Source organism: Kitasatospora purpeofusca, from assembly GCF_036010405.1.
Taxonomy (GTDB): Bacteria; Actinomycetota; Actinomycetes; order Streptomycetales; family Streptomycetaceae; genus Kitasatospora; species Kitasatospora purpeofusca.
On record NZ_CP108561.1, the window covers coordinates 2,859,586 to 2,878,646 of the forward strand.

Consider the following 19,061-nt stretch of genomic DNA (forward strand, 5'->3'; position numbering starts at 1 on the left):
TGGTCCAGGCGATGAAATTGTCCGACATACCGCTCGGTTGGGCCGTCACCGGCGTTGTCGCGCTGCTGGTCAGCGCACTCCTGGTGGCCCTGGCCCGGAGCCGGGGATCCGGCAGCGGCACCGCCGCCGATTCCTGGGAGCGATCCGAGGAACGGCGCCGCCGCAAGGAGTCCCTGTACGGCGGGGCCTCGTACACCCTGCTGTTCTGCTGCGCGGCCGTCGCCGCCGCGCTCTCCTTCCACGGCCTGGTCGGGTTCGGGGTGCAGAACCTCAACCTGTCCGGCGGCTGGGAGTACCTGGTGCCGTTCGGCCTGGACGGGGCGGCGATGTTCTGCTCCGTGCTCGCCGTGCGCGAGGCCAGCCACGGCGACGCCGCGCTCGGCTCCCGGCTGCTGGTCTGGCTGTTCGCCGGCGCCTCGGCCTGGTTCAACTGGGTGCACGCCCCGCGCGGTTTCGGCCACGCCGGCGCGCCGCAGTTCTTCGCGGGGATGTCCCTCTCGGCCGCCGTGCTGTTCGACCGGGCCCTCAAGCAGACCCGCCGGGCCGCGCTGCGCGAACAGGGCCTGGTCCCCCGTCCGCTGCCGCAGATCCGGATCGTCCGCTGGCTGCGCGCCCCGCGCGAGACCTACGCGGCCTGGTCGCTGATGCTGCTGGAGGGCGTGCGGAGCCTGGAGGAGGCGGTCGACGAGGTCCGCGAGGACAAGCGCGAGAACGCCAGGGAGAAGGAGCGCCGCAAGCTCGCGGGTCGCCGCGAGCGGGCCGAGATCAGGGCCATCAACCGCACCCACAGCGCCTGGCGCCCGCGCGGCGGCGGGTCCGGGGCGGCGTCCCGGCAGCTGGAACCCGGCCCGGAGTCCGCCATAGCGGGCGGCCCCGGCGGTCCCGGCGGCCCCGACCGGCCCGCGGTCGAGCCGCCGGGACGGGCCGAGGCCGTGGAGGGAGCGGTCGCACAGGCGGGCCTGCCGGCCCGTCCCGAACGGCGCACCATCGACCTCACGCCCGACGACGACACCGTGGCACTGCCCCGGCTGGACTCGCTGGAGCGCAAGTTGAAGGACCTGGAGCAGCAGTTCGGCTGAGGCCGAGGCTGCGGCTGACGCCGAGGCTGCGGCCGGGCCCCCGGGCACTCCCCGGGGGCCGCTCTCCCGGGCGTCACACCTCGGGCGTCGCACCCGGCGCGTCGCACCCCGGGCGTCACTCCCCCGTCGCCACCGTGAGCTCGAACCACATCCGCTTGCCCGACCCCCGGGGCTCCACGCCCCAGCCGTCGGCCAGCGCCTCGACCAGCATCAGCCCGCGCCCGGAGGAGGCCTGCTCCCCCGGCGTCCGGCGGGTCGGCCAGAGGTCCGACTCGTCCTCCACCTCGACCCGCAGCCGGGCCCGGCCGCCGTCCGCGGCCGCCTCCCGGTAGAGCCGGGCGGTGAACATCGCGTCCCGGTCGGTGTGCCGGATCGCGTTGGTGACCAGCTCGGAGGAGAGCAGCTCGGCGGTGTCGATCAGCTCGGCCACACCCCAGCGGCGCAGCGCGTCCCGCAGCTCCGCCCGGACCTCGGCGATCCGGGCCAGGTCGGCCTGCCCGATCCGGCGGCGCAGCTGCTGGGCGGCCAGGCCGCCCTCGGGACCGTCCCAGCGCAGCAGCAGCAACGCTATGTCGTCCTCGCGCTCGCTGTCGTCGGCGGCCTGCGACGCGATCCGGTCGGCCAGCTCCTCCAGCGGGTCGCGGCCGGTCCGGCCGGGGTCCGCGAGGGGTTCGGCGAGCACCGAGGTGAGTCGCGCGATGCCCTCGTCGAGGTCCATGCCGCGCGCCTCGACCAGGCCGTCGGTACAGAGCAGCACCGTCTCGCCCGGATCCAGGCTGAACCGGGTGACCCGGTACTCCTCGTCGGGGGCGATGCCGAGCGGGAGCCCGCCGGCCACCGGGACGCTGCTCGCGGTGCCGTCGGCGCGCCGCACCACCGGGTCGAGGTGGCCGGCCCGCACCGCGTACACGACGCCGTAGTCGACGTTCACCTCGGCGTAGGTGCAGGTGGCGAAGTGGTCGGTGTCCAGGTCGGCGAGGAAGCGGGAGGCCCGGGCCATCACGGCGGCGGGCGGGTGGCCCTCGGCGGCGTAGGCGCGCAGGGCGATCCGCAGCTGGCCCATGATCCCGGCGGCGTGCACGTCGTGGCCCTGGACGTCGCCGATCACCAGTCCGACGTGCCCGCCGGGCAGCGGCACCACGTCGTACCAGTCGCCGCCGATCTGGAGTCCGGAGCCGGCCGCGAGGTAGCGGACGGCGGTGGTGACCCCGGGCACGGAGGGCACGGTGCGCGGCAGCATGACCCGCTGCAGGCCGGCCGCGAGCTCGTGCTCGGCGTCGTGCAGCCGGGCCCTGGCCAGGGACTGGGCGACCAGGCCGCCGAGGGTCGAGAGCAGGGTGCGCTCGTCGGCGTCCAGCTGGCGGTCGTCGTCGAAGCTGACCACGCAGACGCCGATCGCCCGGCCGCTGGCGACCAGCGGCAGGAACGCCCACGAGCTGCGGCTGGTGCGACGGGCCTGCTCCCAGACGTCCGGGTAGCGCTCGCGGTACTCCTCGCGGCTGGCGCAGAACACCGGGGCGCGGCCCCGCAGCGCCTCGGCAGCGGGGTGGCTCGGCGGCAGCACCGAGCGGTCGTAGCCGGCGAGCTCCTCGGGCCGGTAGCCGGAGGCGCCGAGGATCTGCACCCGGCCGGCCTCGAAGGAGGCCAGCACAAGGCCGTCCGGCGGCAGGCCGGGCAGCGGCAGCTCGGTGAAGACCCGGGCCACGTCGCGCACGGTGACCGCCTCCGAGAGCGCCCGGGCGGCCTCCTTGATGAAGCGGGAGCGCTCCTCGCGCAGCAGGGCCATCCGGTCGGCGCGGTCGCGTTTGTGCAGCTCGACGGTGGCGTCCCAGACGAAGCCGACCATCCGGGAGGCCCGGCCGAAGGCGTCCGCGAGGACCCGGCCGCGGAAGCGGACGGCGCGCGTGGTGCCACGCGGTCCGACCGTCCGGTAGTAGGCGCCGCACTGGCCGAGCTCGGCGACGGCGCGCTCGACCCGGCGGCGCACCACGGGGGCGTCCTCGGGGTGGAGCAGGGCCAGGAAGGAGGCGGAGGTGCGGTCGAAGCGGCCCTTCTCGGCGGAGTCCAGGCCGACGATGGTGCAGGCCCGCTGGTCACCCTCCAGGATGTCGCGGCGGATGTCCCAGTCGAAGGAGCCGATGCCGTTGGCCGCCATCGCCGGCTCCAGCCAGTCCGGCGTGGAGTCGCCCGGGGAGAGCGGCAGGCCGCCGGAGAGCATCGGCGCGAGCCGGCCGGCGGCGAGGCCGGGGGCCGTGCGCAGCGCGTGCCGCCGGGCCGCCTGTGCGGGGGGCCTGGCCCGACCGGAGCCGGTCGCGGGCGGACCGGACGGGAGGGCCGGCCCCGGTGACTCGGGCTCTGTGGGCATGCTGCTCCTGCCGCTGCCGTGGCGGACCGCGCCGACCGTCCGGACGGGCCGCGTGGCGGTGTGATGGGTGGTGCTCGACGGTCGCGCGCCGACGGGCGGTCATCGGTCGAGACGGTAGGAGTTTCCCGCCGCTTCTCGCTCGTGGGCACACATTCCCACCATCCTGGCCAATGTTCGGCCGAGCGGCAATGGCAACGGGCCGGAAATCTTGCCGATCACCTTCACTTACGGGCATCGTTCGGTCGCGAACAGTGCTCGTGCGGCAAACGGTGGGCCGGGAAGGTGGGCCGGGAAGTCAGAGTTCGGCGATGGCGAGTTCGAACCAGGTGACCTTGCCGTCGCCGCGCAGTTGCACGCCCCAGGAGTCGGCGAGCGCCTCGACCAGCATCAGCCCCCGGCCGGAGGTGGCGTACTCCGCGTCCGGATCGCGGCGGCGGCCGGGGAGCCCGGCCTCGCCGTCCTGGACCTCGATCCGCAGCCGCTGGTCACCGGTGAGCACCGCGTCGAAGACCGCCCCCCGGTCGGTGTGCTGCAGCGCGTTGGTCACCAGCTCGGAGGTGAGCAGCTCGGCCGTGTCGGCCAGCTCGGGCACACCCCAGTGGCCGAGCGCGGCGCGCAGCCGGTGGCGGACCGCGCCGACGGCGACCAGGTCGGCGGCCTCCAGTGCCAGGTGGAGCCGGCGGTTCAGCGCGCACCCCGGTGCCGGTACGCCCGGCCGGGCGACGCCCGCCGCGCCCATGGTGCCCGCTGTGCCCGCCGGAGCGCCCTGGCCGGTTCCGGTGATCCGGAAGGCGCCCCCCGAACTCGTCCGCTGCCGCGGGAATCGCGACTGACCGTCCATCACCCCTGCCCCCACCCTCGCTCCGGGCCGCCGATCCGGGCCCCCGCCGGTCGGTCGACCCCTTTGGTACTGACCAATCATCGTCATGCCCACCTTTCGGCATTTGGAACAGTGCGCGGGCGATCACCTGGGGTGAAAGGGGCACGAGGCGGTTCGCGTGATCCAGCCGCCCCCGCCGGACAGGTTTGCGAAGCGTACGGGCGGCTTCCGGGCCCCGGGCGGCTCCCGGGGCCCGGCGCGGGGCCCCGACCTGGCACGGGGCGGGCCCCCGCCGCCGGGGCGACCGGACGCGTCCCGTGTGCCGAACGGCGCGCGAGCGGCAAGGCTGGACAGGGCGGACGGCTCCGGGTTCAATGACCGGAGGCGTTTGAACGCCGTTCTAAAAGCCCTCACCCTCTCCTGCGACCGCGAGCGAGGAACCGTGCGACTGACCCCCACCGAGCGGGACCGGCTGCTGATCTTCACAGCAGCCGAGCTGGCCCGCGCCCGCCGCGCCCGAGGCGTGCGGCTCAACATCCCCGAGGCGACCGCGCTCATCGCCGACGCCGTCTGCGAGGCCGCCCGCGACGGCCTGCGGCTCGCCGAGGCCGTCGAGGCCGGCCGCTCCGTGCTCACCGCCGCCGACGTGCTGCCCGGCGTGCCGGACGTGGTCACCGTGGTCCAGGTCGAGGCGGTCTTCGACGACGGCACCCGGCTCGCCGTGGTCGACGACCCGTTCCGCGGTGCCGGCTCGCTGGGCGAGGACGCCCCCGGCGGCGCCCTGCCCGGCGACGGCGCCGGCTACGACCCGGTCGAGGAGACCGTCGTCCTCCCCGTCCACAACACCTCCGGCGTCCCGATCTCGGTCACCTCGCACTTCCACTTCTTCGAGGCCAACCCGCGGCTGGCCTTCGACCGCGCCGCCGCCTACGGCACCCACCTCGCGGTCCCGGCCGGCTCCTCGGTGCGCTTCGACCCGGGCAGCACCGTCGAGGTCGGCCTGGTGCCGATCGGCGGCGCCCGGGTCGCGATCGGCTTCGCCGGGCTGGTCGACGGCCCGCTCGACGCCCCCGGCGCCAAGGAGTCCGCCCTCGCCAAGGCCCGCGCCACCGGCTACCTGACCGGCTTCGACGACGCGGAGGTGGAGTCATGACGTCCATCACCCCGCACGACTACATCTCGGTGCACGGCCCGCGCGCCGGGGACCGGGTCCGGCTCGGCGACTCCGGTCTGGTCGTCCGGGTCGAGTCCGACTCCCAGCGGCCGGGCGACGAGTTCCTGGCCGGATTCGGCAAGACCGCCCGCGACGGCCTGCACCTCAAGCCCGCCGCCGTCCGCGACACCTGTGACGTGGTGATCAGCAACGTCCTGGTGATCGACGCGATCCAGGGCGTGCGCAAGACCTCGATCGGCCTGGTCGGCGGCCGGATCGCCGCGATCGGCCGGGCCGGCAACCCCGACACCCTGGACGGCGTGGACGTCGTGGTCGGCACCGGCACCACCATCGTCTCCGGCGAGGGCCTGATCGCCACCGCCGGCGCCGTCGACACCCACGTCCACCTGCTCTCGCCGCGGATCATGGAGGCCTCGCTCGCCTCCGGCGTCACCACGATCATCGGCCAGGAGTTCGGCCCGGTCTGGGGCGTCGGCGTCAACTCGCCCTGGGCGCTGCGGCACGCCTTCAACGCCTTCGACGCCTGGCCGGTCAACATCGGCTTCCTCGGCCGGGGCTCCTCCTCCGACGAGGCCCCGCTGGTGGAGGCCCTCGCCGAGGGCGGCGCCTGCGGCTTCAAGGTGCACGAGGACATGGGCGCGCACACCCGCGCGCTGGACACCGCGCTGCGGGTGGCCGAGGAGTACGACGTCCAGGTCGCCCTGCACACCGACGGCCTCAACGAGTGCCTGTCGGTGGAGGACACCCTGCGGGTGCTGGAGGGGCGGACGATCCACGCCTTCCACATCGAGGGCTGCGGCGGCGGCCACGTGCCCAATGTGCTGAAGATGGCGGGCGTGCCGAACGTCATCGGCTCGTCCACCAACCCCACCCTGCCGTTCGGCCGGGACGCCCTGGGCGAGCACTTCGGCATGATCGTCTCCGCCCACGACCTCAAGACCGACCTGCCCGGTGACGCCGCGATGGCCCGCGACCGGATCCGGGCCGGCACCATGGGCGCCGAGGACGTGCTGCACGACCTGGGCGTCATCGGCATCACCTCCTCCGACGCCCAGGGCATGGGCCGGGCCGGCGAGACCGTGCGCCGCACCTTCGCCCTGGCCGGCAAGATGAAGGCCGAACTCGGCCCGATGGAGGGCGACGGCCCCGAGGACGACAACCAGCGGGTGCTGCGCTACATCGCCAAGCTGACCATCAACCCGGCCATCGCCCACGGCCTCTCCCACGAGGTCGGCTCCATCGAGACCGGCAAGCTCGCCGACATCGTGCTCTGGCGCCCCGACCACTTCGGCGCCAAGCCGCAGCTGGTCCTCAAGGCCGGCTTCCCCGCCTACGGCGTCACCGGCGACCCCAACGCCTCCACCGACCGCTGCGAACCCCTCGTCCTCGGGCCGCAGTTCGGCGCCCACGGCGCCACCGCCGCCGACCTCTCGGTCGCCTTCGTGGCCGGGGCGGCCGCCGACGGCGCCTACCTCGACCGCGCCGCCGACGGCCTGCCCACCCGGCGGCGCCGCGTCGGCGTCCGCCGCACCCGCGGCATCGGCCCGCGCGACCTGGTGCGCAACGCCCGCACCGGGCAGGTCGAGGTCACGGAGACCGGCCTGGTCTCGCTCGACGGCGACCCGCTGCGCTCCGAACCGGCCGACAGCGTCTCGCTCAGCCGCCTCTACTTCCTCTGACCCGCACCTCCCCCGACCGCACCCCTCCGACCGCACCCCCTCCGACCGCACCGCCCACGCCATCACCCACCCGTTCCACCCGAAGGACCTCGCGATGACCACCCCCGCCCCCGCCTCGCTCGGCTACCGGATGCCCGCCGAGTGGCACCCGCACGACCGGACCTGGATGGCCTTCCCCACCACCAACCCGACCTTCGACACCCCGGAGAACCTGCACACCGGCCGCGAGGCCTGGGCCGCCGTCGCCAACACGATCGTCCGGTACGAGCCGGTCACCCTGGTGGTCAACACCGGCGAGACCGAGGAGGCCCGCAAGTACGTCTCCGAGCAGGTCGACATCGTCGAGCGCCCGCTGGACGACGCCTGGATGCGCGACATCGGCCCGTCCTTCCTGATCGACGGCGAGGGCGGCCTGGCCGCCACCGACTGGATCTTCAACGGCTGGGGCGCCCAGGGCTGGGCCCGCTGGGACAAGGACCAGCACATCGCGGAGCACATCACGGAGCTGACCGGCGTCCGCCGCTTCGCCTCCCGGCTGATCAACGAGGGCGGCGGCATCCACGTCGACGGCGAGGGCACCGTGCTCGTCACCGACACCGTCCAGCTCGGCGAGGGCCGGAACTCCGACTGGACCCGCGAGGAGGTCGAGGCCGAGCTGCACGCCTTCCTCGGCACCACCAAGGCGATCTGGCTGCCGCGCGGGCTCACCCGCGACTACGACGAGTTCGGCACCCGCGGCCACATCGACATCGTCGCCTCCTTCGTCCGCCCGGGCGTCGTCGTCGCCCACGTCCAGCCGGACCCGGCGCACCCCGACCACGCGGTGTGCCAGGAACTGGTGGCGATCCTGCGGGCCTCCACCGACGCCCGGGGCCGCGCGCTGGAGGTCGTCGAACTCCCCGCCCCCACCGTCCTGCTCGACGAGGACGGCGAGCCGGTCGACTACTCCTACATCAACCACTACGTCGCCAACGGCGCCGTGGTGCTGTGCGCCTTCGACGACCCGCGCGACCAGGAGGCCGCCGCGATCCTCGCCGAGGCCTACCCCGGCCGCACGGTCGAACTGGTCGACGCCCGCGAGATCTTCGCCAACGGCGGCGGGATCCACTGTATTACTCAGCAGCAGCCGAAGGCCTGATCCGCCCGGCCGCCCGGGTACTACCGGTGGTACCGGCCCAGGTCGTCGGTGGTGAGTCCGTGGGTGCTGTGCATCGCGATCGAGCTGTAGGAGGAGCGGAGGGCCCGTAGCTGGGCCAGCCGCTCCTGCTCGGCCAGCAGCCCGTCGACGTTCTCGGTCCGGCCGCTGCGGCGCCGGTGCAGGAACAGCGCCAGACCGGCCACCACGACGGCGAAGCCGGCGAACAGAAGGATCAGCGCGAGCATCGGGCCACCTCCTCGGGTCAGGAACACCCCGACCGGTACGTACCTGGAGGAGTGGGAGGTCGAACCGTCCGACCTCCCACTCCGTGGCCCGCCGGGCACGGTCAGTATCGTGAACCCCTACCGAACCCCGGAGGAGCAGCACCGATGGCCGACGCCCGCCCGCGCCGACCGGCCCGCCCGCGCGAGGAGGTCTTCGCCACCGCCCGCGCCGCGATCGCCGAACACGGGCTGGCCGGGCTCACCATGGCCGCCCTCGGCAAGAAGCTCCAGATGAGTGCGGGCCACCTGCTCTACTACTTCGGCAGCAAGGACCAGCTGCTGCTGGAGACCCTCCGCTGGAGCGAGGAGCAGCTCGGCGCCCGCCGCCGGGAGATGCTCGCCGACGGCGCCCGCGACGTCCGGGGGCGGCTGGACGAGTACACCGCCCTGTACCTGCCGGAGGGCCCTGGGGACCCGCGCTGGATCCTCTGGGTCGAGGTGTGGGGCCGCTCCCCCGCCAGCGAGGAGCTGCGGCAGGGGCAGCTGGAGATCGAGGGCCCCTGGCAGGCGGACCTGGTCGCCCTGATCGAGGAGGGCACCGCCGCCGGACGTTTCGGCCCCGGCGACGCCACCGAACGCGCCGTCCAGATCCGCGCCCTGCTGGACGGCCTCGCCGTCCCGATCGCCCTGGGCCTCGCCGGCGCCCGCCGGACCCGCGCGCTCCACCTCGCCGGGTCCGCCTGCGGCATCCTGCTGGCCGCCGCACCCGCCTGAGCGGACCCGGGGCGCCTCACGACATGGCCGGGCTACTCCGTCCAGATCGCGGCGGCGGTCCGGTCGTCGGTGTAGCCCTTGGCGCGGACCTGGACCTGGCGGAGGAAGTCCACCGTGCCCGGCGGGTGCGGGTGCGCCCAGTGCGAGGCCAGGAAGTGCGCGACGGCGGGCTCGTCCGCGACCGGGCGGGCCAGCCCCGGGGTGCAGAGCAGCAGGATGTCCCCCGGGGTCGCCGGGACCATCCGGAAGCGGAACGGGCGCGGGCCCGGCACCGGGGACTCCGGCAGCGGCGGCTGGCCGTCGGGGTGGTGCAGCAGCCGGGCCGCGTACGCGTCGATCCAGTGGCCGGAGCGCAGCAGGTACAGCCCGCCCGGGCCGACCCCGAACGCCGCCCGGTACCCGGCCTCCGGGTCCAGCGAGGCCAGCAGGCAGTGCAGCGAGGCGGGGGACGGCTCGTCCCCCGCGTCCGGCGCGCCGTCCTCCGCACCGCCCGCCGCGCCGATCGGGGCCAGTGCGCGGAGCGGGGCGACGGCGCTGAGCGCGAGCCGCTGGAGGCCGTAGCGGAGGCGGTCGCGGGCGCCGTCGCGCAGGTCCGCGGCGAGGCCCTCGCGGCTGCGGCCGACCGCGGCCGCGAGCTGGCGACAGGCTTCGGCGCTCGCGGTGGCGACCGGTCCGGCGGCCGGGCCGGAGCGGTCGAACCCGCCGAGCACCGCGAGCAGCAGCCCGTCCGCGCCCTCGCCGAACCGGGTGACCAGCAGCGAGTCCCGCCGGGGCTCGCCCCGGTAGCGGGCGGAGTCGCCGCGCACGGAGACCGCCCGCAGGGTGGTGGCGCCGTACTGGGCCCCCTCCAGCACGGTGTCGGCGACGATGCCGCCCAGCGCGCCGGGGTCGGCCTCGGGGACGGCGGTCGGCTCGGGACCGTAGGTGGGCGGGCGTTCGCCGACGTGCGGCACGGCGGGCCCGGACCCGGCCCGGCCGGGGCGGGGGTCCGGCCGGGGGGCGGGCGGTGCGGGCACGGGCTCGGAGGCTTCGGGCGCGGGTTCGGACGCCTCGGGCTCGGGCGCGGAAGCAGGTTCGGGCGCGGGAGCAGGTTCGGGCGCGGGCTCGGCGGCCACCTCGGCCGACGGTTCCACCGGCTGCGGCTCCGGCTGCGGCTCCGACAGCACCACCGGAGCCGGCTGCGGCTCCGCGACGGTCAAGGTCTCGGGCTTGGCCCGGGGCTCGGGCACCCGGGGAGCCGGTTCGACGGCCTCGACCGCGTCCTCGGCCTCCGGCAGCTCGACCAGGGCGGCGGGCCCCGCGTCCGCCCAGACGGGGGCGGGGAAGCGGCGGGTGTCGTCCGCGCCCGGGGCCTCGTCCGCCGGGCGCTGCGGAGCGATCACGCCGACGGCGGTGTCGAACCAGTCGTCGATGCTGTCCCGTTCCAGCACCTCCTGCTCGGCCCGCACCGCCTCCACCTCCCCGGGCTCCTCGACCTCCCCGGGCGCCGCGTCCGTGCCCCGCTGCTGCCCGATGAGTCCCGCCGCCGTCTCGAACCAGTCGTCGACGCTGCCCTCCCCCGGTCCGGCGTCCGGGGTGTCGGGGAGGGTGCCGGCCGGGCCCGCGTAGACCGTGTCCCACCAGCCGTCGTCCGGCCGGAGCTGCTGCTGCGCGGGTGCACCCTGTTCGGTCATCTGGCGGCTCCTGGTCGCTGCTGCTCGGTGCTGGTTGCTCGCTGCTTCAACGCCGCCCCGGGCGGGCCCGGCTCGACGTCATTGTCCCCAAGTGCAACGACGCTGTCCGGGTTTCGGCGACAACCACGCACACATCGGCCGATACCGATCACCGCGTTCGGCGCCCGTTTCGCTTCTGTTCCTCCCGCAGTCGACCGAACCGCCCGGACCAGGGCGTTTCCGGCGCATTCCGGCGGCTCCGCGCCCGAAAATGAGAACCGGGGAGGGGGCTCGCTTCACTCGTTCGGCTGATTAAATGTGCGCATGACCGCGTCGGCCCCCAGCACACCCCGGCCGGGGAGGGCCGCTCTCGCGGTCCGCCCGGTGGGCATGCTGTGGATCCTGCTGCTGGTCGGGCTGCTGACGGCGCTCCCGTGCGCGGCACACGCCAAGGCGGCCACGGCCGAACGGTCCGACTTCCCGGTGACCGTCCCGGCCGACCCCCCGGTGGGCCCGCCGACCGGACTCGTCGCCGATCCCCGGGCCGACGCACCCCCGCACCTGCTCGGCACCTCCGCCACCGGTCCGGCCACCACGCCGCAGACCCTCGGCGACCGCCTCCGCGCGGAGAGCCACCGGCACTGGACCTGGTGCTCGGTCGACGGCGACCCGCCGCACCGCAACAGCGGCTGCTCCGGCCACCCGTACTGCGCCCAGGACGCCCAGCTCCCCAACCCGCCGCCGCACCAGCAACCCGCCGCGGCACCCCGGCCGGAGACCGCCGAGGTGCTGCCCCGGGTGATGCGCGCCGGACTGCTGGTCGGGTCGCACCCCGAGCCCGACCTGCACGAACTCCAAGTACAGCGGTCCTGAGCGGAACCCGCCGCCGGCCCCGGCCCTCCCCCGCCGCCCCCTAGGCGCCGGGCGGGCGGGACCGACGGATCCGCCCCCTCCCACCACCTCTTCAGACCGCCGTGCCCGATGCGCGGTGGGGACAAGGACAACTCATGGGTTCCGCCTCCAAGCAGTCGAACAAGGCCCAGAGCAACAAGCCGGGCGCCAAGCAGGCGAGCAACGACCGCCGCGCCCGGATCGCCGAGCTGCGCGCCGCCGAGCAGCGCCGCGACCGCCGCAACAAGATCATCGCGGGCTCGGTCGCCGGTGTCCTGGTGATCGCCGCGATAGCCACCGGCACCTGGATCGTGGTCGACGCCAACAAGGACAAGAAGGACAAGGCCGCCGCTGCCGCCGCCCCGATCGACGGCGTCCAGACCTTCGGCGACCTGAGCCGCAACCACGTCAAGGAGAAGGTCACCTACCCGCAGACCCCGCCGGTCGGCGGTGACCACAACGCGGTCTGGCTGGACTGCATGGGCACCGTCTACGACCAGCCGGTCGAGAACGAGCGCGCCGTCCACTCGCTGGAGCACGGCGCGGTCTGGGTGACCTACAACGGCAAGGCCACCCCGGAGGACGTCAAGACCCTCTCGGACAAGGTGAAGGCCACCCCGTACTCGCTGATGAGCCCGTACCCGGACGAGCAGGGCACCATCACCCTGAACGCCTGGTCGACCCAGCTCGTCGTGGACAGCGCCAGCGACCCCCGGGTGAGCCAGTTCTTCACCAAGTACGTCCAGGGCAAGCAGACCCAGGAGCCGGGCGCCTCCTGCTCGATGGGGCAGATGTGACCGCCGCCGGGACGGACGACCACCGGGCGGACGACCACGGGGCGGACGACCACGGGGCGGACGACCACGGGGCGGACGGCCCGGACGCCGCTCCGTCGGCCTCGCGCCGGCGGATCTGGTGGCCGGCCGCGCTGGCCGCCGCGCTCGCCCTGGCACTCGGGGTGCCCGCCCTGGTGGCGGGCGGGACGGCGGCCTCCGGCACCTCCTCGCTCAGCGTGCCGGCCGACGACTCCCCGGAGGCCGGGTTCGCCCGTGACATGGCGACCCACCACCAGCAGGCGGTGGACCTGTCGTTCATCGTCCGGGACCGGACCGCGGACGAGCCCACCCGCACGCTGGCCTTCGACATCATCAACACCCAGGCCAACCAGCGCGGCATGATGATGGGCTGGCTCGACCAGTGGGGGCTCACGCAGCACTCCCCGGCCAAGCCGATGGCCTGGATGGCGATGGGCGGGCACGGGCACGGCGCCGACTACCAGGCGCACGACGGTTCGCTGATGCCCGGCATGGCCACCACCACCCAGCTCGCCAAGCTCCGCTCGCTGAGCGGGCGGGAGGCCGAGGTGTTCTACCTGCAGCTGATGCTGGAGCACCACAAGGGCGGGGTGGAGATGGCCCAGGGCTACGTCGACATGGCGCACAACGAGTCGGAGAAGCGGCTCGCGCAGTCGATGGTGATCGGCCAGACCTCGGAGATCGGCCTGATCACCGACATGCTCAAGGATCGCGGCGCCGCCCCGGGCGTGCCCGCCTCCTGAGTCGCCGAGCCCTGCAGCGCTGCGGCGCCGCGGCACAGCACGGCCGGGGCGGTGGACGGATCTTCCGTCCACCGCCCCGGCCGTTGCCGTGTCCGCGCCCCTGTTCCGTCCCCACCCGCGCCCCGGACCGCCGCTCAGCGCCGCCGCACCGGCCGGGCGAGTACGACGGCGAGGCCCGCGACGACCCCGAGCGCCAGCAGGACCGACCGGCCGCCCAGCGCCGGGCCGGCCAGGTGGACGCCGAGCACCGGCAGCGCGGTGCCGAGCGCCGTGCCGAGACTGCGGGCCATGTTGACCATGCCGCCGCCGACCGCCGAGCACTCCGCCGGGATCGCCCGCATCACCAGCGCGTTGTTGGCCGGCAGCAGCAGGCCGAGACCGCCGCCGACCACCAGCAGCGGGCCCGCCAGCAGCACCGCGGGCGCGCCCAGGGCGGGCAGCAGCGCGCAGCCGAGCAGTCCGGCCCCGGCGAGGGCGGCGCCGCAGCGGCAGCGGGCGACGTCGGACCAGCCGCGCGGCAGCAGCCCGCCGCCGACCGTCGCGGCCACCGCGAAGGCGGCCGGGAGCACGGTGATCACCAGGCCGGAGCGCGCGGTCGGGAGTCCCGCCTCGGCGAGCAGCACCGGGCCGAGGACCAGCGGGCAGAACAGCAGCAGGTAGCCGATCAGCGCGACCGCGAGGCCGGGGCGGACGCCGGGGGTGTTGACCAGGCCGGGTGCGAGGATCGGCCTGGTCGCCCGGCGCTCCTGGCGGACCAGTGCGAGCGCGCACAGGACGGCGGCGGCCAGCAGGGCGGCGACCGCCCAGGCGGGCAGCGGCAGGCCGGAGGCGGCGGAGAGGGCGAGCAGCAGCGCGGTGGTGGAGCCGCCGAGCAGCAGCAGACCGGCCAGGTCGAAGCGCCCGCCGTCCGGCTCGGGCGCGACGGTGGGCTCGACGACGGGTCCGGCGGTGGCCCGCGGACGCGGCGGCGTCGGCGCGTCCGCGGCCCTGGTCCGGGGCAGCAGGAACCACCCGGCCACGATGCCCACCAGCGCGACCGGCACATTGATCCAGAACACCCAGCGCCAGGAGGCGTGCGCCACCAGCAGCCCGCCGAGGCTGGGACCCAGCGCCAGACCGAGCCCCTGCGCTGCCGCCTGCACCCCGAGCGCGCGGCGCATCGCGTGCCCGGGGACGCCGCGCGCGACCAGGGCGACGCTGTTGGCCTGCATCATCGCGCCGCCGACGGCCTGGACAGCCCGGCAGGCGACCAGGGTGCCGAGGCCCCCGGCGAACCCCGCCGCCAGTGAGGCCAGGCCGAAGACGGCGAACCCGCCCAGGTACACGGTCTTGCGGCCGACCAGGTCGGACAGCCGGCCGATCGGCGCGAGCAGCGCGACCAGGACCAGCAGATACGCGAGGGCGACCCATTCGACGGCCGCGAACCCGGCGTCGAACCGGCGCTGGAGCGCCGGGTAGACGAGCGCGGTGACGCTGGCCGTCAGCTGGCCGAGGAACGCTCCCAGGCAGACGGTCCCGACGGCGAGCCAGTGGGCGTACCGGCGGCCGGCTATGCCGCGCGGTCGGGGGCGCTCGGCGAGCAGCCGGGCGGTGAGCGTTGACGCGGCGTTCATACTGCGAAATATATCGGATGCGGATATGTTCGTTCTACGATTTGTTCTGAATGCGACCGGTCTGTTACCGGGCGGGACCGGTCGCCCCCGACCGGTCCGCGGCCGTCAAAGGGCACCGGCACCAGGCGCTACGCTGTCGGCCATGCCGTCGTCACCGTCCGTTCCCGAATCCACCACAGGCCCGCAGGACATCGAGCCGCAGGACACGGAGCCGACGACGATCGAACGCGCCCGCCGGCTCACCGACGCGGTCACCCGGCTCCGCCGCGCCCTGCGCAGCAGCATTCGGACCGACTACCCGTGGGAGTCCCTGCCGATGGCGCAGGTCGAGCTCCTCCAGACGCTCGCCGCCGCCCCGCTGCGGGTCGGCGAACTGGCCGCCCGGCAGCGGCTCGCCCCGAACACCGTGAGCGGACTCGTCGGCAAGCTGCTGGAGGCCGGGTTCGTCGACCGCCAGGCCGACCCCGGGGACCGCCGCACCGCCCGGATCGCGCTCACCCCGGCCGGCCGCCGCCAGCTCGACGACTGGCAGCGCGCCCACGAGCGCCGGATCGCCGGCGCCCTCGACACCCTCTCCACCGCCGACCGCGACGCCGTGATGCACGCGCTGCCCGCCCTGGAGAACCTCGCCCGCGCCCTCGCCGAGCCCCCGGCCTGAGCCCGGCCCCGGCCCGAGCCCGGCCCGCGCCTGAGCTGAGCCTCGAAACCCGCTACCGCCCCGGCCGTCGGGTCACTATCGTCCGGTCATGGACGCCCCCGCGCTGCGACTCGAACCCTGGACCGACGCCGACCTGGGCCTGCTGCGGCTCATCAACACCCCGGAGATGCGCCGGCACGTCGGCGGTCCGGAGAGCGAGGAGCGGATGCTCGCCCGCCACCGCCTCTACCTCGACTTCGTCCCCGCCGGGACCGGCTGCATGTACCGGGTGGTGCTGGAGACCGAGGACGGGCCCGAGGGGGCGTCCCGGGCGGTGGATGTCGGCAGTGTCGGCTACGCGGAGCGCGCGTGGCAGGGCGGCACCGTCTACGAGATGGGCTGGAACGTGCTCGCGCCCTACCGGGGCCGGGGCATCGCCGCCGCGGCGGCGCGGGCCGCCGTCGAGGCCGCCGCCCGCACCGCGCGCGACCGCCACCTGCACGCCTTCCCCTCGGTGGACCACCCCGCCTCCAACGCCGTCTGCCGCAGGGCCGGCTTCACCCTCGTCGGCGAGACCGACTTCGAGTTCCCGCCCGGCCGCTGGATGCGCAGCAACGACTGGCGGGTGGACCTCGGCGCGCTCACGGACGCCTGATCCCTGCCGATGTCGGCAGAACAGGCCCCGCGCTCAGAAGAGGTTGCTGCCGCCCTCCAGGTCGAGCAGCCAGCGCTTGCGGTCGACCCCGGCGGCGAAGCCGGTGAGCGCGCCGTTGGCACCGACCACACGGTGGCAGGGGCGGACGATCAGCAGCGGGTTGGCGCCGACCGCGCCACCGACCGCGCGGACGGCGCGCGGGGACTCGCCCGCCAGATCGGCCAGTTGCCCGTAGGTGACGGTCTCCCCGTACGGGATCCGGTCGAGCGCCTCCCAGATCCGCCTGCGGAAGTCGGTCCCGGCCGGGGCGAGCGGCAGGTCGAAGGCGGTGCGCTCGCCCGCGAAGTACTCGGTGAGCTGGGTGGCCGCCGCCGCGAGCGCGTCCGGGTCGTGCACCCAGTCGTCGGCCGGTTCGGCGAGCGCGTACTTCTGGCCGGGGACGGTGACGGTGGCGAGCCCGGCCGGCCCGCCGTCCTCCGGCAGGACGCCGCTGAGCATCAGCCGGCCGAAGGGGCTCTCCAGGAAGGTGAAGACGGTGGTGCTCATGCGGGGGTGTTCTCCGTTCGGGTGCTGAGGTCGTCGGCCGGGGCCGCCCAGAGGCGGTGCACGGCGTAGGAGCGCCAGGGGGCCCAGGCGCCGGACACGAGGGCGGCGGACTTCGGGTCGCCCGGGGCGCCGAGCCGGAGCAGTCCGTGCTTGACGCCGATGTCGCTCGGGAGGAAGACGTCGGGGTCGGCGAGCGCGCGCATCCGCAGGTAGCCGACGGTCCACGGGCCGATGCCGGGCAGGGCGAGCAGTTGCGCCGCGGCCTCCTCCCGGTCGACGCCGCCGTCGAGCCGGACGGCGCCCTCGGCGAGGGCCGCGCACAGGCCGGTGAGCGCGCGGCGGCGGGCGGCCGGCATCGCGAAGTCCTCCGGGTCGGCGGTGGCCAGGGCGGCGGCGGTCGGGAAGAGCAGGCGCAGTCCGCCGCTGGGTTCGGGCAGCGCGGTGCCGTACTTCTCGGCCAGCCGGCCGGCCAGGGTTCGGGCCGCGCCGACGGTGACCTGCTGGCCGAGGACGGCGCGCACGGCGAGTTCGTGCGGGTCGACGTGGCCCGGCGAACGCAGCCCGGGGCGGGCCCGGACCAGCGGACCGAGCAGCGGGTCGGCACCGAGCTGCTCGTCGACCGCGACCGGGTCGGCGTCCAGGTCGAACAGGACCCGCAGGCGCTGGACGGCGGTCGGCAGGTCGCGCAGGTCGGTGAGGAACAGCCGGCAGTCGAGCCAGCCCCGGGTGGCCGGCCGGTCGGTGCCCAGGCCGTCCACCTCGGCGATGCCGGTGCCGTACGGGAGCCCGAGGGTGCGGCGGTAGGTCCGCACCCCGGGGCCCGGTCCCGGCACGACCTCCTCCACGCCGGGCACGGCCCGCAGGGCGAGGAAGTCGATCAGGTGGCCACTGTCCAGGGCGCCCCGGTAGGCGAGCCGCAGGGCGAGGCCCCCGGCCGGGGTGGCGCCCCGCCGGCCGGCCGCGACCTCGGCGCGCAGCCCGCTCGGGGTGCGGTCGTAGATCTCGCGCACGGTGTCGTTGAACTGCCGGACGGAGGCGAAGCCGGCCGCGAACGCGATCTCGGTGACCGGCAGCCCGGTGGTCTGGAGCAGCAGCCGGGCGGTCTGGGCGCGGCGGGCCCGGGCCAGCGCGATCGGGCCGGCGCCGAGTTCGGCGGTGAGCTGGCGCTGGAGCTGGCGGGAGCTGTAACCGAGGCGGTCGGCCAGACCGGCCACGCCCTCGCGGTCCACCACGCCGTCGCCGATCAGCCGCATCGCCCGGCCGACCAGGTCGGCGCGCTGGTTCCACTCCGGCGAGCCGGGGACGGAGTCGGGGCGGCAGCGGCGGCAGGCGCGGAAGCCGGCGTGCTGGGCGGCGGCGGCGCTGGGGTAGAAGGTGCAGTTGACGCGCTTCGGGGTCACGGCCGGGCAGCTCGGCCGGCAGTAGATGCCGGTCGAGGTGACGGCCGTGAAGAAGACGCCGTCGAAGCGGGCGTCCCGGCTGTCCACCGCGCGGTACCTGATGTCGTCGTCGATCACGTTGTCCAGTCTGCGGCACCGGAGGGGCCTCGACCGGCGGGAATCGGACATGGGCGTCGGCCGCACCGCCGGGCACCGGGGCCGGTGGAAAACCAGGAGCCCGCGCCCGCTCCGGCCGGATAGCCTGCCCGACGCCAGACGCCAGACGCCCGACGCCCGACGTGCCGCCATGCGTCCCGACGTGCGTCCCGACGTGCGTCCCGGCGTGCGTCCCGACCGACAGGAGATCCCGTGTCCGAGCAGCCCTACTCCGGTCCGGACGACCCCCGGGTCACCGCCCTGCGCGTCGAGCAGTTCGCCTTCCCCGGCCCGCTCCGGGACCGGCTGGTCGGCGCCGTGCTGTCCGGGGCCAAGACCAGCACCACCGGTCTGGTCACCGAGTACGAGGCCGAGGACGAGCCGGTGCCGCGGGCCGGGACCCGGAGCGCCGTGGTGGACTCGGCCGGACGGATCGTCGCGGTGACCGAGACCACCGAGGTCCGGATCGTCCGGCTCGACGAGGTCGACCTGCGGCACGCCCTCGACGAGGGCGAGGGGTACACGACGGTCGCCGAGTGGCGGGCCGGGCACGAGCGCTTCTGGCACAGCGACGAGCTGTGCGCGGTGCTCGGCGACCCGGACTTCACCGTGGAGGACGACACCCGGGTGATCCTGGAGCGGTTCCGGCTGGTCGCCGACTTCCGCTGACGGCCGCCGCCGCCCACGCCCGACCCCACGTCCGGCCCGCCACCGCTGTCGG

General features: G+C 75.3%; 18 protein-coding genes. 11 read left to right on the forward strand and 7 right to left on the reverse strand.

Translation table 11 applies throughout. The features are described from left to right. The first annotated feature begins 11 nt into the window (after nt 1-11). Nucleotides 12-1,079: a DUF2637 domain-containing protein gene (locus OG715_RS12270; protein ID WP_266268702.1), complete on the forward strand. Its 1,068-nt coding sequence runs from the start codon at nt 12-14 to the stop codon at nt 1,077-1,079. A gap of 115 nt (nt 1,080-1,194) precedes the next feature. Here OG715_RS12270 and OG715_RS12275 read toward each other — a convergent pair whose 3' ends face one another. Further along, the gene (locus tag OG715_RS12275; RefSeq protein ID WP_266268703.1) at nt 1,195-3,444 is read right to left on the reverse strand and encodes an ATP-binding SpoIIE family protein phosphatase; all 2,250 of its coding nucleotides are present in this window, start codon (nt 3,442-3,444) and stop codon (nt 1,195-1,197) included. A gap of 295 nt (nt 3,445-3,739) precedes the next feature. Then, entirely contained in the window at nt 3,740-4,183 is a 444-nt protein-coding gene (locus OG715_RS12280) for an ATP-binding protein (RefSeq protein WP_266268704.1), read from the reverse strand. Nucleotides 4,184-4,706: 523 nt separating this feature from the next. Between OG715_RS12280 and ureA the strand changes: the two genes are divergently transcribed. The 3 genes from ureA (at nt 4,707) to OG715_RS12295 (ending at nt 8,255) form a co-directional block, all read left to right on the forward strand. Beyond that, entirely contained in the window at nt 4,707-5,417 is a 711-nt protein-coding gene (gene ureA / locus OG715_RS12285; RefSeq protein WP_266268705.1) for an urease subunit gamma, read from the forward strand. Then, nucleotides 5,414-7,117 carry an urease subunit alpha gene (locus tag OG715_RS12290; protein WP_266268706.1) on the forward strand — a complete coding sequence of 568 codons (1,704 nt, stop codon included), beginning with the start codon at nt 5,414-5,416 and terminating at the stop codon, nt 7,115-7,117. The genes ureA and OG715_RS12290 overlap by 4 nt, the downstream gene beginning before the upstream one ends. A gap of 94 nt (nt 7,118-7,211) precedes the next feature. Further along, nucleotides 7,212-8,255, forward strand: a complete 1,044-nt coding sequence (locus OG715_RS12295; RefSeq protein ID WP_266268707.1) for an agmatine deiminase family protein — start codon at nt 7,212-7,214, stop codon at nt 8,253-8,255. A gap of 20 nt (nt 8,256-8,275) precedes the next feature. Here OG715_RS12295 and OG715_RS12300 read toward each other — a convergent pair whose 3' ends face one another. Further along, nucleotides 8,276-8,500 carry a hypothetical protein gene (locus OG715_RS12300; RefSeq protein WP_266268708.1) on the reverse strand — a complete coding sequence of 75 codons (225 nt, stop codon included), beginning with the start codon at nt 8,498-8,500 and terminating at the stop codon, nt 8,276-8,278. 144 nt (nt 8,501-8,644) lie between these two features. Here OG715_RS12300 and OG715_RS12305 point away from each other — a divergent pair, with 144 nt between their 5' ends. Further along, complete coding sequence (locus tag OG715_RS12305; RefSeq protein ID WP_266268709.1) at nt 8,645-9,253, forward strand: TetR/AcrR family transcriptional regulator; 609 nt, start codon at nt 8,645-8,647, stop codon at nt 9,251-9,253. A gap of 32 nt (nt 9,254-9,285) precedes the next feature. Here OG715_RS12305 and OG715_RS12310 read toward each other — a convergent pair whose 3' ends face one another. Then, nucleotides 9,286-10,926 (reverse strand): protein phosphatase 2C domain-containing protein, encoded by a 1,641-nt coding sequence (locus OG715_RS12310; protein WP_266268710.1) that lies wholly within the window; start codon nt 10,924-10,926, stop codon nt 9,286-9,288. Nucleotides 10,927-11,229: 303 nt separating this feature from the next. On the opposite strand from OG715_RS12310, the gene OG715_RS12315 reads away from it, so the two are divergent. The 3 genes from OG715_RS12315 to OG715_RS12325 all read left to right on the forward strand — a co-directional run bounded on the left by OG715_RS12315 (nt 11,230) and on the right by OG715_RS12325 (nt 13,354). After that, entirely contained in the window at nt 11,230-11,778 is a 549-nt protein-coding gene (locus OG715_RS12315) for a hypothetical protein (protein ID WP_266268712.1), read from the forward strand. A 134-nt stretch (nt 11,779-11,912) separates the two neighbouring features. Continuing rightward, nucleotides 11,913-12,593 carry a DUF3105 domain-containing protein gene (locus OG715_RS12320; protein WP_266268713.1) on the forward strand — a complete coding sequence of 227 codons (681 nt, stop codon included), beginning with the start codon at nt 11,913-11,915 and terminating at the stop codon, nt 12,591-12,593. Between the two features lie 113 nt (nt 12,594-12,706). Next, the gene (locus tag OG715_RS12325) at nt 12,707-13,354 is read left to right on the forward strand and encodes a DUF305 domain-containing protein (protein ID WP_407661104.1); all 648 of its coding nucleotides are present in this window, start codon (nt 12,707-12,709) and stop codon (nt 13,352-13,354) included. 134 nt (nt 13,355-13,488) lie between these two features. On the opposite strand, the gene OG715_RS12330 is transcribed toward OG715_RS12325, so the two are convergent. Beyond that, nucleotides 13,489-14,967 carry an MFS transporter gene (locus OG715_RS12330; RefSeq protein ID WP_266268714.1) on the reverse strand — a complete coding sequence of 493 codons (1,479 nt, stop codon included), beginning with the start codon at nt 14,965-14,967 and terminating at the stop codon, nt 13,489-13,491. Between the two features lie 142 nt (nt 14,968-15,109). On the opposite strand from OG715_RS12330, the gene OG715_RS12335 reads away from it, so the two are divergent. Both OG715_RS12335 and OG715_RS12340 read left to right on the forward strand, forming a co-directional pair. Next, the gene (locus OG715_RS12335) at nt 15,110-15,625 is read left to right on the forward strand and encodes a MarR family winged helix-turn-helix transcriptional regulator (RefSeq protein ID WP_266268715.1); all 516 of its coding nucleotides are present in this window, start codon (nt 15,110-15,112) and stop codon (nt 15,623-15,625) included. An 88-nt stretch (nt 15,626-15,713) separates the two neighbouring features. Next, the gene (locus OG715_RS12340) at nt 15,714-16,259 is read left to right on the forward strand and encodes a GNAT family N-acetyltransferase (RefSeq protein ID WP_266268717.1); all 546 of its coding nucleotides are present in this window, start codon (nt 15,714-15,716) and stop codon (nt 16,257-16,259) included. A gap of 33 nt (nt 16,260-16,292) precedes the next feature. Here OG715_RS12340 and OG715_RS12345 read toward each other — a convergent pair whose 3' ends face one another. Further along, the gene (locus OG715_RS12345; RefSeq protein WP_266268719.1) at nt 16,293-16,805 is read right to left on the reverse strand and encodes a methylated-DNA--[protein]-cysteine S-methyltransferase; all 513 of its coding nucleotides are present in this window, start codon (nt 16,803-16,805) and stop codon (nt 16,293-16,295) included. Beyond that, nucleotides 16,802-18,373 (reverse strand): DNA-3-methyladenine glycosylase 2 family protein, encoded by a 1,572-nt coding sequence (locus OG715_RS12350; protein WP_266268721.1) that lies wholly within the window; start codon nt 18,371-18,373, stop codon nt 16,802-16,804. Before OG715_RS12350 ends, OG715_RS12345 begins: the two co-directional genes overlap by 4 nt. Before the next feature lie 228 nt (nt 18,374-18,601). Between OG715_RS12350 and OG715_RS12355 the strand changes: the two genes are divergently transcribed. Then, on the forward strand, nt 18,602-19,009 hold the full coding sequence (locus OG715_RS12355; RefSeq protein WP_266271649.1) for an ASCH domain-containing protein: 408 nt from the start codon (nt 18,602-18,604) through the stop codon (nt 19,007-19,009). The last annotated feature ends 52 nt before the right edge of the window (nt 19,010-19,061 follow it).

Excerpts from the sequence above, each read along its gene's own strand:
- OG715_RS12270 (WP_266268702.1), top strand. The coding sequence starts at position 12 with ATGAAATTGTCCGACATACCGCTCGGTTGGGCCGTCACCGGCGTTGTC.
- OG715_RS12275 (WP_266268703.1), bottom strand. The coding sequence starts at position 3,444 with ATGCCCACAGAGCCCGAGTCACCGGGGCCGGCCCTCCCGTCCGGTCCG.
- OG715_RS12280 (WP_266268704.1), bottom strand. The coding sequence starts at position 4,183 with ATGGGCGCGGCGGGCGTCGCCCGGCCGGGCGTACCGGCACCGGGGTGC.
- OG715_RS12290 (WP_266268706.1), top strand. The coding sequence starts at position 5,414 with ATGACGTCCATCACCCCGCACGACTACATCTCGGTGCACGGCCCGCGC.
- OG715_RS12295 (WP_266268707.1), top strand. The coding sequence starts at position 7,212 with ATGACCACCCCCGCCCCCGCCTCGCTCGGCTACCGGATGCCCGCCGAG.
- OG715_RS12300 (WP_266268708.1), bottom strand. The coding sequence starts at position 8,500 with ATGCTCGCGCTGATCCTTCTGTTCGCCGGCTTCGCCGTCGTGGTGGCC.
- OG715_RS12305 (WP_266268709.1), top strand. The coding sequence starts at position 8,645 with ATGGCCGACGCCCGCCCGCGCCGACCGGCCCGCCCGCGCGAGGAGGTC.
- OG715_RS12310 (WP_266268710.1), bottom strand. The coding sequence starts at position 10,926 with ATGACCGAACAGGGTGCACCCGCGCAGCAGCAGCTCCGGCCGGACGAC.
- OG715_RS12315 (WP_266268712.1), top strand. The coding sequence starts at position 11,230 with ATGACCGCGTCGGCCCCCAGCACACCCCGGCCGGGGAGGGCCGCTCTC.
- OG715_RS12320 (WP_266268713.1), top strand. The coding sequence starts at position 11,913 with ATGGGTTCCGCCTCCAAGCAGTCGAACAAGGCCCAGAGCAACAAGCCG.
- OG715_RS12330 (WP_266268714.1), bottom strand. The coding sequence starts at position 14,967 with ATGAACGCCGCGTCAACGCTCACCGCCCGGCTGCTCGCCGAGCGCCCC.
- OG715_RS12335 (WP_266268715.1), top strand. The coding sequence starts at position 15,110 with ATGCCGTCGTCACCGTCCGTTCCCGAATCCACCACAGGCCCGCAGGAC.
- OG715_RS12340 (WP_266268717.1), top strand. The coding sequence starts at position 15,714 with ATGGACGCCCCCGCGCTGCGACTCGAACCCTGGACCGACGCCGACCTG.
- OG715_RS12345 (WP_266268719.1), bottom strand. The coding sequence starts at position 16,805 with ATGAGCACCACCGTCTTCACCTTCCTGGAGAGCCCCTTCGGCCGGCTG.
- OG715_RS12350 (WP_266268721.1), bottom strand. The coding sequence starts at position 18,373 with ATGTCCGATTCCCGCCGGTCGAGGCCCCTCCGGTGCCGCAGACTGGAC.